At 65.7% G+C, this 14,806-nt stretch carries 14 protein-coding genes and 4 tRNA genes; 5 read left to right on the top strand and 13 right to left on the bottom strand.

Annotation, left to right across the window (positions count from 1 at the left end; all coding sequences use genetic code 11):
• Positions 1–95: 95 nt before the first annotated feature.
• Complete coding sequence (locus tag MG068_RS07690; protein WP_132809804.1) at positions 96–1,016, top strand: LysR family transcriptional regulator; 921 nt, start codon at positions 96–98, stop codon at positions 1,014–1,016.
• A gap of 758 nt (positions 1,017–1,774) precedes the next feature.
• On the opposite strand, the gene MG068_RS07700 is transcribed toward MG068_RS07690, so the two are convergent.
• The 10 genes from MG068_RS07700 to MG068_RS07745 form a co-directional block, all read right to left on the bottom strand.
• Positions 1,775–1,851 (bottom strand) — tRNA-Arg (locus tag MG068_RS07700).
• Between the two features lie 32 nt (positions 1,852–1,883).
• Positions 1,884–1,960: transfer RNA gene (locus MG068_RS07705), tRNA-Arg, on the bottom strand.
• A gap of 69 nt (positions 1,961–2,029) precedes the next feature.
• Positions 2,030–2,106, bottom strand: a tRNA-Arg gene (locus MG068_RS07710).
• The gene (locus MG068_RS07715) at positions 2,097–3,023 is read right to left on the bottom strand and encodes an alpha/beta hydrolase family protein (protein WP_132809805.1); all 927 of its coding nucleotides are present in this window, start codon (positions 3,021–3,023) and stop codon (positions 2,097–2,099) included. The genes MG068_RS07710 and MG068_RS07715 overlap by 10 nt, the downstream gene beginning before the upstream one ends.
• Positions 3,020–3,829, bottom strand: coding sequence for a bifunctional hydroxymethylpyrimidine kinase/phosphomethylpyrimidine kinase (gene thiD, locus MG068_RS07720; RefSeq protein WP_049423499.1), 810 nt, complete (start codon positions 3,827–3,829; stop codon positions 3,020–3,022). The genes MG068_RS07715 and thiD overlap by 4 nt, the downstream gene beginning before the upstream one ends.
• A 64-nt stretch (positions 3,830–3,893) precedes the next feature.
• Complete coding sequence (locus MG068_RS07725; RefSeq protein ID WP_049463692.1) at positions 3,894–4,562, bottom strand: YoaK family protein; 669 nt, start codon at positions 4,560–4,562, stop codon at positions 3,894–3,896.
• Between the two features lie 12 nt (positions 4,563–4,574).
• Positions 4,575–5,081: a hypothetical protein gene (locus MG068_RS07730; RefSeq protein WP_049463693.1), complete on the bottom strand. Its 507-nt coding sequence runs from the start codon at positions 5,079–5,081 to the stop codon at positions 4,575–4,577.
• Entirely contained in the window at positions 5,078–6,478 is a 1,401-nt protein-coding gene (locus MG068_RS07735) for a PhoH family protein (RefSeq protein WP_010484287.1), read from the bottom strand. The genes MG068_RS07730 and MG068_RS07735 overlap by 4 nt, the downstream gene beginning before the upstream one ends.
• An 84-nt stretch (positions 6,479–6,562) precedes the next feature.
• Positions 6,563–7,042 carry a peroxiredoxin gene (locus MG068_RS07740; protein ID WP_049445310.1) on the bottom strand — a complete coding sequence of 160 codons (480 nt, stop codon included), beginning with the start codon at positions 7,040–7,042 and terminating at the stop codon, positions 6,563–6,565.
• 79 nt (positions 7,043–7,121) lie between these two features.
• Complete coding sequence (locus MG068_RS07745; protein ID WP_005409051.1) at positions 7,122–7,682, bottom strand: glycine cleavage system transcriptional repressor; 561 nt, start codon at positions 7,680–7,682, stop codon at positions 7,122–7,124.
• A 164-nt stretch (positions 7,683–7,846) separates the two neighbouring features.
• On the opposite strand from MG068_RS07745, the gene dapA reads away from it, so the two are divergent.
• Positions 7,847–8,740 (top strand): 4-hydroxy-tetrahydrodipicolinate synthase, encoded by an 894-nt coding sequence (gene dapA, locus MG068_RS07750; protein ID WP_132809806.1) that lies wholly within the window; start codon positions 7,847–7,849, stop codon positions 8,738–8,740.
• A gap of 32 nt (positions 8,741–8,772) precedes the next feature.
• On the top strand, positions 8,773–9,288 hold the full coding sequence (locus MG068_RS07755) for a hypothetical protein (protein WP_006432432.1): 516 nt from the start codon (positions 8,773–8,775) through the stop codon (positions 9,286–9,288).
• A 197-nt stretch (positions 9,289–9,485) separates the two neighbouring features.
• Here the strand turns inward: MG068_RS07755 and fdxA are convergent, their stop codons facing one another.
• Positions 9,486–9,809, bottom strand: a complete 324-nt coding sequence (fdxA, locus tag MG068_RS07760; protein WP_004153066.1) for a ferredoxin FdxA — start codon at positions 9,807–9,809, stop codon at positions 9,486–9,488.
• Positions 9,810–10,001: 192 nt separating this feature from the next.
• Between fdxA and MG068_RS07765 the strand changes: the two genes are divergently transcribed.
• Entirely contained in the window at positions 10,002–11,426 is a 1,425-nt protein-coding gene (locus MG068_RS07765; RefSeq protein WP_071229267.1) for a sugar porter family MFS transporter, read from the top strand.
• A gap of 314 nt (positions 11,427–11,740) precedes the next feature.
• On the opposite strand, the gene MG068_RS07770 is transcribed toward MG068_RS07765, so the two are convergent.
• Together MG068_RS07770 and MG068_RS07775 are read right to left on the bottom strand one after the other, a co-directional pair.
• Positions 11,741–13,092, bottom strand: a protein-coding gene (locus MG068_RS07770; RefSeq protein WP_132809807.1) for an IS3-like element ISStma2 family transposase whose coding sequence is annotated in 2 segments (ribosomal slippage) — positions 11,741–12,645 and positions 12,645–13,092 — 1,353 coding nt in all. Because the reading frame shifts where the segments join, the coding sequence is not laid out codon by codon here.
• Positions 13,093–13,296: 204 nt separating this feature from the next.
• Positions 13,297–13,371 (bottom strand) — tRNA-Glu (locus MG068_RS07775).
• Between the two features lie 52 nt (positions 13,372–13,423).
• Here MG068_RS07775 and pcnB point away from each other — a divergent pair.
• Positions 13,424–14,803, top strand: coding sequence for a polynucleotide adenylyltransferase PcnB (gene pcnB, locus MG068_RS07780; protein ID WP_132811123.1), 1,380 nt, complete (start codon positions 13,424–13,426; stop codon positions 14,801–14,803).
• Positions 14,804–14,806: the final 3 nt, after the last annotated feature.

A 14,806-nucleotide genomic window follows, 5' to 3' on the forward strand; every position in this document is an offset into this window, starting at 1 on the left:
GATAGCCGCTGTGTTTCCCCGTTGGAGAGAAGTATCCGCTTGCGCCCTGGGTTTGAAAAACGGATAGTTTTGACAGCCATCATCGAAAAATTCGAATGCTCAAACTCAGTCTCGATGCCCTGCAGATCCTGGACGCCATCGACCGCCGCGGCTCGTTCGCCGCCGCCGGCAAGGCTCTGCACAAAGTGCCCTCGACCATCTCCTACACCGTGGCCAAGCTGGAGGAGGATCTGGGCGTTCAGCTGTTCGACCGGGTCGGCCCGCGCGCCGAGCCGACCGAGGCTGGCCGCGCGCTGCTGGACGAAGGCCGCCACCTGCTGCGCGCAGCCCGGGAGCTGGAACTGCGGGTGCGCCGGGTGGCGTCGGGCTGGGAGACCGAACTGACCCTGGGGGTGGACTCGGTGTTCCCGACCTGGCTGCTCGGCCCGGACATCGCCGCGTTTCGTGAGGCCGAGGCACCGACCCGGCTGCGGTTGATCGGCGAGGCCCTGTCCGGTACTTGGGAGGCCTTGCTGGACCGCCGTGCCGACCTGCTGGTTGGTGCGCCGGGCGAGGGTCCCAGCGGCGGCGGTTACGTGGTCGAGCCGCTGGGTACGGTGGAGTTCGTGTTCGCGGTCGCCCCCGGTCATCCGTTGGCTGCAGTGCCGGGTGTGCTCGGACGCGAGCAGCTGGTCGAGCACTGCGCGATCGCGGTCTCCGATTCGGCGCGACGGCTGCTGCCGCGCACGGTCGGCCTGCTGATGGGGCAGGAGATGCTGACGGTGCCGGACATGGCCAGCAAGCTGAAGCTGCAGTGCGAAGGCGTGGGCTTCGGCTTCCTGCCCGAACCGTGTGCGCGCGCTGCGGTGGCGCGCGGCCAGCTGGTGATCCGTGAGGTGGAGGAACACAAGCCGGAAGAGACCTTCTGGCTGGCCTGGCGCACCGGAGAGGATGGCGCCGCACTGCGCTGGTGGCGCGAACGCCTGCGCAGGCCGGAGCTGCTGTCGCAGTGGTGGCAGGCAATGGCCAGGGGGTAGGGGTACGGCAGGGCTGCGCCCTGCACCCGCTACGAGCTGGAGCAACAGCAACAGCAACAGCAGAAGCTGGTTTCCTGTGGGGAGGCGCGGTGGGGCCGGTTGCGGGGGCCGCTGCAAGTCCCCCTCCGGGGCCCGGCCCAGCCGCTGGCGGCTGTGCGTTCGGGCGCTTGCGAAGCAATGCTTCGCAAGCAAAGCGCCCTCACCCATGTAAGCTCGGTCGCCGCTTGCTCGTGTGCGCTGTCCTGCGTACACGGCAAGACCGGGGTTGGGCGTCCTGCCCAACCCGTCGGGCGCATGCGCCCGACCCATGCGGCTCACGCCCCCGCAACCGGACCCACCCCGCCTTCGACAGTTGGCCGCGATCTGTCGGAACGGCGTATTGCCCTGGTGGGTGTCGACCTTGGTCGACACAGTAGATCCACGCCATGCGTGGATGACTCATTCGATATCTGACAGATATTTCGACCAAGGTCGACACCTACCAACAGCCACCGGAAACTGTCAGAGGTGGGGCGGTGTCGGAGTGCGGGGTGTCAGCCGCATGGATGCGGCTGCCAAGCCTACAGGGACGTACTTGCGGCGTCCCCGCACTCCGACACCGCCCCGCCAACCCACGGAATGCCAGCTTTTGCTTTTGCTTTTGGTTTTGCTGTTGAGGTTGCCGGCCAGCGGCCGGCACTACCAGGGGTGCAGGGCGCAGCCCTGCCGAAAAACACACATAAAAAAACAGCAGGCCGGGGCCTGCTGTTTCGGTGTAATGGTGCGCCCGGAGAGATTCGAACTCCCGACCGCCTGGTTCGTAGCCAGGTACTCTATCCAACTGAGCTACGGGCGCCAATTACATAAACTTGTTGTGCTGACTGTGTATGGTGCGCCCGGAGAGATTCGAACTCCCGACCGCCTGGTTCGTAGCCAGGTACTCTATCCAACTGAGCTACGGGCGCGCGGTACACAATCAACTTACTGCTAAATTTTACTGCATTTCCAGCGGCGGATGCTGAAAACCTGTCGAGTGGTGCGCCCGGAGAGATTCGAACTCCCGACCGCCTGGTTCGTAGCCAGGTACTCTATCCAACTGAGCTACGGGCGCCCTGCGACAGGAGCGGAATTATGCGGATGTCGGCGCGTACCGTCAACAGTTTTGTGAAAATTTTCATCCAACTGAATGAAAAAGCTGTCAGCTACGGCCTCCGGCGCCTTCAGCCACGCGAAATGATCGGCGCGCGTGCCCAGTTCCTGCGCGGACAGCACGCGCAGCTGCGCGTCCACATTCGGCAGCTTCGCCAGCAGCGTCTGCATCGATCCGGTCGGTGCCAACCAGTCGTGCTCCATCAACACGGCCCGTGCGCTGCCATGCACGCGCGCCATCTGCGCATCGAGGTCTTCGTTCATGCCGGCCGCGGCGTAGTGGTTGTTCAGGCCAACGCGCGCCCAGTCGGCAATCAGCCCGCGCGCTTCGGTGCCACCAAAGCCGAGGCGCCGCCCATGCAGCACGCCCTGGCGTTGCGCGATCCACGGCAGGAAACGATAGACCAGCGGCAGCAGCCAGCCGCGCGGTGGTGGGAAGCCACGCCAGAACGGTGAGCCGCTGGCCGCCAGCCACAGCCGGTTGAAGTGCTGCGGGTTGCGGCCGGCATGCACGCAGGCCAGCTGCCCGCCCAGACTGTGTCCACCGATGATCCAGGGCAGGGCGTCGGTGGCGTCATCGGCTGCGGCCAGGACGGCCTGGCTGGCCGGCAGATCCTGTTCGAGTACTTCGCGATAGCCCCAGTCCTGCGTGCGCGAGGGGCGCAGTGAGCTGCTGCCGTTGCCGCGCCACTCATGCAGGTAGACCGCCACGCCCTTCGCCGCCAGCGCCAATGCCAGTGGCAGGTAGTGACGCGCGGCCACGCCCAGCGCTGGCAGCCACAGCAGGCGCGCGATGGGCTGTGCGGGCACGCAGGCGATCACTTCGTAGCGATGGCCATCAGTGCACTGCACGGCAACGACGTCCGGTGCGAGACTCATGCGTGCGGTGCCGCGCCGAAGTGATCGAGTACCAGCACCTCGCTGCGGCCAGGCGCGTAGCCCTGCTGCAGGCCGCGCGCAACGTAGTCGATGCCGGCTTCGCAGGCATTGGCCAGGCTCAGGCCGTTGCACAGCTGCGCGGCGATGGCCGAGGCGAGCGTGCAGCCTGTGCCATGTGCGTCCAGCGGCAGGCGGGCGTGGATGAATTCTTCGCTGCTGACGCCGTCGAAGTAGCGATCGATCACGCGGTTGCCTTCCTGCAGGTGGCCGCCTTTCAGCAGCACCGCACCGGCACCGAGATCGAGCAGGGCAGAGGCAGCCTGTTCGGCGTCATCGCCGTTGCCGATCTTCCGGCCGATCAGGAGTTCTGCTTCCGGGGTATTGGGTGTAACCAGCGTCGCCAACGGCAGCAGGCGTTCGCGCATGGCCTTGAGCGCACTTTCCTCCAGCAGGCGCGCGCCGCTGGTGGCGACCATCACCGGGTCCAGCACCACGTGCGGCGGGCGATGCTTTTCCAGTGCGTCGGCGACCGCATGGATCACCTCGGCGTTGGCCAGCATGCCGAGTTTCACGGCATGGATGTCGAAGTCATCGAAGCAGGCCTCGATCTGCGCCTGCAGGAATGCGATCGGTGGCACATGCACGGCGGTGACGCCACGGGTGTTCTGTGCAGTCAGCGCGGCGAACACGGCCAGGCCATGCACGCGGTGCGCGGCGAAGGCCTTGAGATCGGCAGGGACACCGGCGCCACCGCCGGAGTCGGAGCCGGCGATGGTGAGGGCGGAAACGGGAGTGGTCGGGCTCATCAGTTGATTGTGCCGTGGTCCCGCAGGGGAAGGTAGATCCACGCCATGCGTGGATGTCCTTGATTCAATGCCGCCAACGCGCCCACTGCTGGTACACCACATAACCCAGCCCGGTCAGGCCGGTCAGCAGGGCGGGGGCGAGCAGGGCGTCGTATTGCCAGCGCATGAACAACCAGGCGCCGAGGATGCCGCCGGCGAGGAAGCCGCTGATGATTAGGCCGCTGAGGGTCAGCCGCCGTACCTGCAGCGGCAGTCCGCGCAGCAGGTGGCCCAGGCCGATGCCGAGGTCGGTGAACATGCCGCTGAGGTGGGTGGTGCGCACCACCGCGCCACTGAAGGTGGTGGCCATCGCGTTCTGCAGGCCGCAGGCCATGGCGGCGGCCAGTGCGCCCCAGATCTGATGCTGTTCGAACAGCGGAATGGCCACCAGCAGCAGTGCCGATTCCAGCGCCAGCGCGACGCCGTAGCGGCGGCCCAGCTGCAATGCGCTGTCCTGGATCAGCAGGCCGCTGAGCATCGCGCCCAGCGAAAACGCGATCAGCAATCCCCACAGGTGGCCGACCGCGCGCCAGTCACCCTGGGCCAGCGCCATGCCCAGCTGGCTGGTGCTGCCGGTCATGTGGCTGACCGCCTGGTGCTCGAAACCGAGGAAGCCGACCACGTTGACCATGCCGGCCACGCACGAGAGCGCGACCGCGCCGATCCAGACCCAGGTGGGCAGGCGTATTCCCATCGGCGGGGCCCCTCAGGGCCCGCCGAAGCCGCCGTTGAACTGCAGCTCGCTGAAGGTGTTGCTGGCGGGGTCGAATACCGCGCCCCAGAACTGCGTGCCGCCGTCACAGACGCGGATCGCTTCCCGTGCCGGGTTGATGCCGCTGTCGTCGGGCAGATGGAAGGCGTTGATGTAGATCAGCCGCTTGCCGGTGCTTTCGATGCCGACGTATTGGCGGTCGAAGTCCAGCACCTTCGGTACCTGTGACTCCAGCGACGACAGCTGCGCTTCCAGCTGGTCGATCTGCTGCCGGCTGGGTGCCCAGTAGCCGCTGACCCGCCCGGCCTCGCGGCCGGGACTGGGGCGCGAGCAGGTGTCGAGCACCTGCGCGGCGATGATCGGGCGGGTGACCACCCAGGATTGGCCGGTACGCTCGGCGGTCGGCACGCTGGCCGGGCCGCGCGTGGTGGTGCAGGCACCCAGGGCGGTTGCGAGGGCGATCGCAGCCGTGGGCAGCAGCAGGCGGGTGCAGCGGTTCACAACACCTCCGAAGCGTAATCGGCCAGGCGTGAGCGTTCGCCTCGGCGCAGGGTGATGTGCGCACTATGTGGCCAGTTCTTGAAGCGATCCACCGCGTAGGTCAGGCCCGAGGTGGTCTCGGTCAGGTACGGGGTGTCGATCTGCTCGACGTTGCCCAGGCAGACGATCTTGGTACCGGGGCCGGCACGGGTGATCAGCGTCTTCATCTGCTTGGGGGTGAGGTTCTGCGCCTCGTCCAGGATCAGGTAGCGCGACAGGAAGGTGCGGCCGCGCATGAAGTTCATCGAGCGGATCTTGATGCGGCTGGCGAGCAGGTCGTTGGTCGCCTGGCGCCCCCAGGTGCCGCCTTCCTGGTTGTGCGTGAGCACTTCCAGGTTGTCGGTCAGTGCGCCCATCCACGGCGTCATCTTCTCTTCCTCGGTGCCGGGCAGGAAGCCGATGTCCTCGCCGACGCTGACCGTGGCGCGGGTCATGATGATCTCGCGGTAGCGCTGCTGGTCCATCGTCTGCGCCAGGCCGGCGGCCAGCGCCAGCAGGGTCTTGCCGGTGCCGGCGGTACCCAGCAGCGTGACGAAGTCGATCTCCGGATCCATCAGTGCGTTGAGCGCGAAGTTCTGTTCTCGGTTGCGTGCGCTGATGCCCCACACGGCGTGGCTGCCGTGGCGGAAATCATCGACCAGTGACAGCACCACCTTGCCGTCGCCGACCACGCGGCTGACGCGCAGCTCGACTTCATCTTCGCCAGGCAGGTAGACGTACTGGTTCGGGTACCACTCCTCGCCATCCTGCGCCAGGATTTCGTAATGCGTGCGGCCCTTGTCGCTCCAGCTGCGCAGGTCATCGCCGTGGCGCTTCCAGAAGTCTTCTGGCAGCTCGGTGGCGCCGGTGTAGAGCAGGCTGAAATCGTCCAGCGCGCGGTCGTTCTCGTAGTCCTCGGACACGATGCCGGCGATCGCGGCCTTGATCCGCAGGTTGATGTCCTTGGAAACGAACACCACCGGCAGGTCCGGGGTTTCTTCCTTCAGTGCCAGGATCGCGCCGAGGATGGCGTTGTCCGGGATGACCTTGCCGAAGCTCTTGCCGGCGTCGAAATGGCTGGTCTGGAAGCGCAGCTTGCCGGCGCTCTGCTTGCCGCGCAGCTGCAGGCCATTGGGACGCTGCAGCGGAATGCCGTCGGCCAGGTTGTCCAGGCCGGATTCCTGCACCAGCTCGTTGAGGAAGCGGCTCACCTGGCGGGCGTTGCGGCTCGCTTCGGAGGTGCCCTTCTTGCCGTTGTCCAGCTCCTCGATCACCTGCATGGGCAGGTAGACGTCGTGCTCCTCGAATTTGAACAGCGCGGTGGGATCGTGCATCAGCACGTTGGTATCCAGCACGTAGATGCGCTTGCCTCGGGTCATCGTCGATTCCTGGTTACGGACAGGGAAAAACCACCACGGCCTGCTGCGGGGCAGGGTGATGGCAGACACAGTAGGCAGTGGGACTCACTTGGACTGGGAGGCCTTCAGTTCGGCGAGAACGGCATCGGCATGGCCGGCAACCTTGACCTTGCGCCAGGACTGCACGATGCGGCTGTCGGGGGAAATCAGGAAAGTGCTGCGTTCGATGCCACGTACCTGCTTGCCGTACATGTTCTTCATCTTGATCACGTCGAAGGCGCTGCACAGCGCTTCGTCGCCATCGCTGACCAACGGGAAGTTGAAGCCCTGCTTGGCACAGAAGTTGTCGTGCGACTTCACCGAGTCGCGCGAGACACCGAGTACCACCGCGCCTGCCTTCTTGAATTTCGGCAGCAGTGCGTTGAAGTCGATGCCTTCGGTGGTGCAGCCCGGGGTGCTGTCCTTGGGATAGAAGTACAGCACCAGCCAGTGGCCGGCGTAGTCGCCGAGAGTGGCCTGTTCGCCACCGGACAGCGCCAGCGGCAGGGAGAGGGTGGTGCTGTCCAGGGTATCGCCGTTGTTCATGAGGTCCTTCTGTCGAGCCTGGGTTGTTTCTACGACAATTGCATGAAACGCCACGCGCCCGTGAGAGGCGCGCGAAGAATCAGAATTTCATCGGGTCCATGATCGCGTCCAGGTTCAGGTGGTCGCAGAACTCAAGGAAATCGTCGCGCAGCGCGGCGATGTGCATGTTGGCCGGCACGCCGATGGTGACCTGTGCACTGAACATTTCCGCACCGGTCTGCATGGCGCGGTAGCGCGTGCTCTGCAGGTTCTCGATGGTGATGCCCTGGCGGTCGAAGAAATCGGCCAGCTGGAACAGGATGCCCGGCTTGTCGGCGGCGATCACTTCGACGATGTACGGCAGCAGGTTGGACTGCGCCTGCTTGGCCGCGGTGCGGTACCAGACTAGCTTCAGGCCTTCCTCGCGCTCCAGCCGGGTCAGCATCGCCTCCAGCTTGGCCACCGAGTCCCAGGAGCCGGTGGCCAGGGCGGTGACCGAGACATCGCGGCCGACCGTGGCCAGGCGTGCGTCCACCAGATTGCAGCCGCTGTCGGCGATGCGGCGGGTGACGGACAGCAGGGGGGACTCCGGATGCGTCGTATAGGCGTTGATCAGGAGGTGGTTTTCGCTCGGCGCGGGGCGCGGGGTGGTGTCGGTCAAGGCGATTCCGGGTAATGCATGCGTTAGTCTGAATGCCCGCCAGAGGCGGGGATCCACCGGTGTCCAGCATACTTGCCCGTGCTTTCGCGCCGCAAGTAACATTCAGGTCGCCCCCGGCCTTTCGTGGCGGGCGTTTTCCCTTTCCAGCCAAGAGCAGCACGTCCTTGTCCCTTTCCGGCCTCATCACCGCGCTGGCGACCCCGTTCCGGGCCGACGGCGCCCTCGATCCCGACGGTTGGCAGCGCCTGCTGCACCTGCAACTGGAAGGTGGCGTCCATGGCGTTGTCGTAGCCGGCTCGACCGGTGAAGCAGCGACCCTCACCGATGCCGAGTACGACCTGCTGCTGGCCAGCGCGGTTGAGCGCATCGGCGGCCGCATCCCGGTCATGGCCGGTACCGGCCTGTCGGGCACCGCCAAGACCATCGAACAGACCCGCCGTGCCGCCGCGCTTGGCGCCAGCCACGCGCTGGTGGTCACCCCGCCGTACGTGCGGCCGACCCAGGCTGGCCTGATCGCCCACTACCGCGCGGTTGCCGACCAGGGCGGGCTGCCGGTCGTGCTGTACAACGTGCCCGGCCGTACCGGGTGCGACATGCAGCCGGAGACCGTGGCCGAACTGGCCAGCCATCCCAACATCGTCGGCATCAAGGAGGCGGTGGGTGACACCGGCCGGGTGCAGGTGCTGCTCGCCCTGCGCAGCCCGCAGTTTGCCGTGCTCAGTGGCGACGACGGTACGGCGGCGCGCTCGATCCAGGCCGGTATCGATGGCCTGATCTCGGTCGGCTCCAACGTGCTGCCCGGCGCCTACCGCCGGATGTGCGAGCTGGCTGCCGCCCACGACCACGAAGCCACCGGGTCCTGGGATGCGCGCCTGCAGCCGTTCCATGATTTCTGCGGCGTTGAGCCGAACCCGATTCCGGTCAAGGCGCTGCTGCGCCGTATCGGCATCGGTCACGACCTGCGCCTGCCGCTGCTGCCGCTGTCGGTGGCGCACCATCCGGCGGCCGATCACCTTGCCGGCGACATCGCCGCCCTCGAAGCCCTTTCCAGCCACTGACCTTCCGTCTTGGTCTGACCCAGGAGATTCACATGCGTCAATCCGTATCCACCGTCCGCGTGCTGTCCTACGCCCTGCTTGCGGTGGCCGTTGCCGCCGGCACCACCGGCTGCTTCAAGCGTGGCGTCAAGGGCGACTACGCCCTGGCCCCGGAAATGCGTCCGCTGGAAGTGCCGCCGGACCTGAACCTGCCCAACGCCACCAGTGACAACAAGGTGCCGACCCTTGCCTCGGCGACCAAGCCGGCGGCCCCGGTGGCTGCGGCCCCGGCCGTGGGCAACACCGGTTTCACCATTGCCGGCGGCAAGGACGAGGCTTTCGCCAAGGTCGGCACCGCGCTGGAAGGCGTGGAAGGCGTGACCATCGCCAGCCGCGCGCAGCTGCTGGGCTCGTATGACGTGGCCTACGAAGGCAGCAACTTCCTGGTCCGCGTGGTCGCCGTCGATGCCGGCGCCTACATCTCCGCGGTCGACCCGCGTGGCCTGCCGGCCACTGCAGAAGCGCCGGTGAAGCTGATCGCCGCGCTCAAGGCAAAGCTGGCCCAGTAAGGGCCGGTCGGGTGCGTGCGGGCCCAGGTCCGCACGTGCCCGGGTAGAGGGCGACCTTGGTCGGCGCTTCGGTGCCAACCAAGGTTGGCACCTACCGGATCTTGCGGTTGGCACCAACCGGATCGCGCGGTTGGTATCTGCCGAGCTACGAAAAAGGGCGCCATAGGCGCCCTTTTCGTTGCCGCAAGAGGCGCTTCTCAGCGCTCCAGCAGCTTCAGCTTGTCCGGCTTGCCGTCCCATTCGCCGGCGTCGGCGGGCGGGTCCTTGCGCACGGTCAGTACCGGCCACTCCTTCGCCAGCTCGGCGTTGAGGGCGACGAAGCTCTCCTGGCCGGCAGGAACATCGTCCTCCGGGAAGATCGCGTTGACCGGGCATTCCGGTTCGCAGAGGGTGCAGTCGATGCACTCATCCGGGTCGATCACCAGGAAGTTCGGGCCTTCGTGGAAGCAATCCACGGGGCATACTTCCACGCAATCGGTGTGTTTGCACTTGATGCAGTTTTCGGTGACGACAAAGGGCATGGGCTGGGGGTGGATCGATTCCTGAACCCGCCAATTCTAGAACAGGTTGGCCCCCGGTGTCGGCGCGGGGCGGAAATCGGGCGTCTGGCAGGCGCGGCCGTGGTGGTCGTTGGCGGCAGGGTGAGGCCTGTGCGACGCTGCGGGTCAGCCGGCTGCGTTGGATGGCCGGACCCCTTCCCAGCAGGATCGTTCATGTCCCCAGCCCAGCCCAACATCGCCTCCCATGGTGGTGAGAACACTGCATTCATCGTCCTGATCAGCTGCGTGGCCACGCTGGGTGGATTCCTGTTCGGCTTCGACAGTGGTGTCATCAATGGCACGGTCGATGGCCTGCGCCAGGCCTTCAACTCCAGCGAGGCGGCGCTCGGTTTCGAAGTCGCCTCGATGCTGCTGGGCTGCGCGATCGGTGCCTTCCTGGCCGGCTGGCTGGGGGATCGCCTGGGCCGTCGTGGCGTGCTGATCGCCTCGGCACTGATGTTCCTGGTCTCGGCGCTGGGCGCCGGTGCCGCTCACGCCTCCTGGCTGTTCATCGCCGCACGGGTGCTCGGCGGCTTCGCGGTGGGCGCGGCCAGCGTGATGTCGCCGGCCTACATTGCCGAGGTGGCCTCGGCGCGCTATCGCGGGCGTTTGGCCACGGTGCAGCAGATGGCGATCATCTGCGGCCTGTTCGCCGCCTTCCTCAGCAATTACCTGCTGGCCCGAGCTGCTGGGGCGTCAACCGAGCCGCTATGGCTGGGCCATGAGGCCTGGCGCTGGATGTTCTGGATGCAGGCGCTGCCGTCCGGGCTGTTCCTGCTGTTGTTGCTGGTGATTCCGGAAAGCCCGCGCTTCCTGGTCCTGAAGGGGCGTCAGCAGCAGGCGAGGGCGGTACTGTCGCGACTGTACGGCGAGGCGGCAGCGGCGACCAAGCAGGCCGAGATCGAAGCCAGCCTGGCCCAGGATCAGCACAAGCCGCGCTTCAGCGACCTGCGCGATACGGTCACCGGCAAGCTGCGCCCGATCCTCTGGGTAGGCATTGGTCTGGCCATGTTCCAGCAGCTGGTCGGCATCAACGTGGTGTTCTATTACGGCGCGGTGCTGTGGCAGGCGGTGGGCTTCTCGGAAAGCGACGCGCTGCTGATCAACGTGCTGTCCGGCGCGCTGAGCATCGGCGCCTGCCTGCTGACGGTGCTGTTGATCGACCGCATCGGGCGCAAGCCGCTGCTGTGGATCGGCTCGGTTGGCATGTCGGTGGCGCTGGTGCTGATGGTGGTGGCGTTTGCCAGCGGCAGCCTGGCCGATGGTCGCCTGCAGCTGTCCGATGGCATGGGCCGGCTGGCGCTGGTTGCGGCCAACGTCTATGTGGTGTTCTTCAACATGTCCTGGGGTCCGGTGATGTGGGTGATGCTGGGCGAAATGTTCCCGAACCAGATCCGCGGCCCGGCACTGGCGGTGGCCGGCGCGGCGCAATGGACCTCGAACTTCGCCATTACCGTGACCTTCCCGATGCTGCTGGCCGGCATCGGCCTGGCCGGGGCCTACGGCATCTACGCTGTCGTTGCGATCCTCTCGATCTTCTTCGTGGTTCGTTACGTGCGCGAGACCAAGGGCAAGGAGCTGGAGCAGATGGAAGGCTGACGGCCGGCCTGTGTTTCAGCGCCTCCTTTCTCCGTGGGGAGACTGCAGGCCAGCCGATCCAGGACACGCCGTAAACCCGTCCATGGGGGCTCGATGGCGCCATCCATGGCGCCAACGGTCCTGGATCGGCGGGCCTGCAGCCTCTGGTCAGATCATGGGTTGCGCGGACGCGGCGCAGCACGTCGGGGTCGAGTTTGCCGCGAGTACGGAAACTGTGAAGAGTGCGGGCAAGGCCATCCAGGGCAGGACCGTGAGCGCCATGGATGGCGCGACCGAGCCCCCAGGGTGAAGTGACCCCCGAGACTTGGACGGGGTCAGGCGGCCGATTGGGCCTGCTCCCGGTACTTTATCGGGCTCAGACCTTTCAGTTTCAGTTTGATGCGTTCTTCGTTGTAGTACTGGATGTATTCCACCAGCCCAGCCTCCAGACTCTCGAGGCTGTCAAAGCTGTTCAGGTAGAAGAATTCCGACTTCAGCGTTCCAAAGAAGCTCTCCATCGCCGCATTGTCCAGGCAGTTGCCGCGCCGGGACATGCTTTGCTTCAACGAGTGCTTTTCCAGCATGTGCCGGTAGTTTTCATGCTGGTACTGCCAGCCCTGGTCGGAGTGGATCATGGGGCGCTCATCCGGGGAAAGCTTCTTGATGGCCTCCTCCAGCATTTGACCCACCAGATCAAATACGGGCCGACGCTTGATCTGATAAGCCACGATTTCGCCGTTGTAGAGGTCCATGATCGGCGACAGGTATAGCTTCATGCCCTGCACCTTGAACTCGGTCACGTCAGTCACCCACTTCTGGTTGGGCCGCTCGGCATGGAACTGGCGATTGAGGTCATTGCCAACCACAACATTGGCCGCCCCCTTGAAGGCCTGGTAGCGCTTCACACGCACCCGCGATTTCAGCCCCATCTCCCCCATCAGGCGCTGAACCCGCTTGTGATTGGTCCGATGACCCTGATTGGCTAATTCCAGCGTCACCGTGCGATAGCCATAGCGCCCTTGGCTTTGATCGTAGATTGCACGGATGCGCTCGCACAGGGCTGCCTCATCCTGATCCGGATGGGCCAGGACATGGTTCTGGTAATAGAACGTACTGCGTGACAGCTCAGCTGCTTCGAGCAGAAGCGACAGCGTATGAACCTGCCTCAATCCTTGGACGGCTTGCGCTTTGCGTCCTGCGCCGCCTGCTCTTCCCGGATCAAGGCATCGAGTTTTTTTAGGTAGTCGGTCTCCGCACGCAGATAGGCGACTTCCTTGAGCAGCTCATCGCGGCTCATATCTTCAGGCGGCTTGGACGAACGGGTCTTCTTCATCGGCTTTCGGGGCGGCGGCGGAGGGGGTGCCAACGCTTGGGCACCGCCTTGAGCATACAGGCGCCGCCATCGCCCCACCGCGCCGGCATCGCCAATTTGAAAGTAGGTGGTGGCCTCGCGCCCGGACAGGCCGTCCTGGCTCATCTTCTCCAGGACAGCCAGCTTGAACGGGAGGTCATAGGACCGGGCCTGGCGATGAAATCCCCGCCAACCATGCAGCCGATAGGTCGCCACCCAGCGCCTGACCGTGGAGAACTCCAGGCCGTGGCGACGGGCAATGGCTTTGACCGATGTGGAGGTCTTGCAGGCCTCCTTGGCGACCTGCAGTTTGAAACGCGCGTCGTATTTGTTCATGTATCCCTCGGGGTTGGATCTGGTGTCCAACTCCCGGGGGTCACTTCAGGGATGGGTTTACGGCGTGTCCTGCCCTGGATGGCCTTGCCCGAGCTCCTTTCGGGAGGGTTGGCGCTACAGCGATCAAGCGGGCGGGGTGCGCCAAATCCGGAAAACAGAAAAGCCCGCACAAAGGCGGGCTTTTTCGGTTCCTGCTGCGGCGACTGGCGCTCCCTAGGGGACTCGAACCCCTGTTTTAGCCTTGAGAGGGCCACGTCCTAACCACTAGACGAAGGGAGCGTAACTGTGTCGCTGCCGAGGCAGGAGCGCTAGTATATGCACCTCGATGCCATTGGGCAATCCCGAAACTTCAACCGGAAGCGCCAACATCATTTCCTCTGCTACATCACCGTTCAGCCTGCGCGTCATCCCGCGCGACCAGCACACGATCTCCCGCAAGGACATCAGCCCGAACGCCCTGCGCGTGCTTTATCGCCTGCGCGATGCCGGCTTCGGCGCCTACCTTGTCGGCGGCGCGGTGCGCGATCTGCTGGTCAATGGCCAACCCAAGGATTTCGACGTGGCCACCGACGCCACGCCCGAACAGGTCAAGCAGCTGTTCCGCAACTGCCGCCTGATCGGTCGCCGGTTCCGCCTCGCCCACGTCGTGTTCGGCCGCGAGATCATCGAAGTCGCCACCTTCCGTGCCAACAGCGATGACGGCAGCGGCGACCGCGAGATGGAAAACGGCATGCTCGTGCGCGACAACGTGTACGGCACCATCGAAGACGACGCCATCCGCCGCGACTTCACCTGCAACGCCCTGTACTACGCCATCGAGGACTTCTCGGTGCGCGATTACACCGGCGGCTTCGAGGACGTCCAGGCGCGCCTGATGAAGCTGATCGGCGACCCCGAGCAGCGTTATCGCGAAGATCCGGTGCGCATGCTGCGTGCGGTGCGCCTGGCGGCCAAACTCGGCTTCCAGATCGAAGAGGGCACCGCCGCGCCGATCCCGCACCTGGCGGGCCTGCTCAACGAAGCCGCACCGGCGCGCCTGTTCGAGGAAGTGCTCAAGCTGTTCCTGTCCGGGCACGGCGTGGCCAGCTTCGAAGGCCTTGAGCGCTACGGCCTGCTGGACGTGCTGTTCCCTGAAAGCGCCAAGGCGCTGAAGTCCAACCGCACCGGCGCGCTGCGCCGCATGCTGGTGGAGGGCCTGGCCAACACCGATGCACGCGTGGCCAACGATGAACCAGTCTCGCCCGCGTTCCTGTTTGCGCTGCTGCTGTGGCCGGCGTTCTGCCGGGCCCAGGCAACCCTGCTCAAGCAGGGCGTGGCACCGGAAGAGGCGCAGCGCCGTGCGGCCGACCGCGTCACGGTGCAGCAGCTGAGCACCATCGCGCTGCCGCGCCGCTTCTCGCTGCCGATGCAGGAAATCTGGCTGCTGCAGTCGCGCTTCAGCTCGCGCCAGCGCAAGCGCGTGTTCCGTACCCTGACCCATCCGCGCTTCCGCGCTGCGTTCGACTTCCTCAGCCTGCGCCAGGTGGCCTCGGCCGAGCACGCCGCCGATGTCGAGTTCTGGCGTGAGGCGCAGGCGCAGTCCGGTCGCGAGCTGGAATCGTCGCTGGACGTGATGCACAGCGAAGACGGGGATGACGAGAGCGGGGCACCGCGCAAGCGCCGCCGTCGCCGCCGTCGTCCGGGTGCCCCGGCCGGCGCGGCTGGCGAGTAAACG

It is taken from the genome of Stenotrophomonas sp. ASS1 (genome assembly GCF_004346925.1).
In the GTDB taxonomy this organism is placed as follows: Bacteria; Pseudomonadota; Gammaproteobacteria; order Xanthomonadales; family Xanthomonadaceae; genus Stenotrophomonas; species Stenotrophomonas maltophilia_A.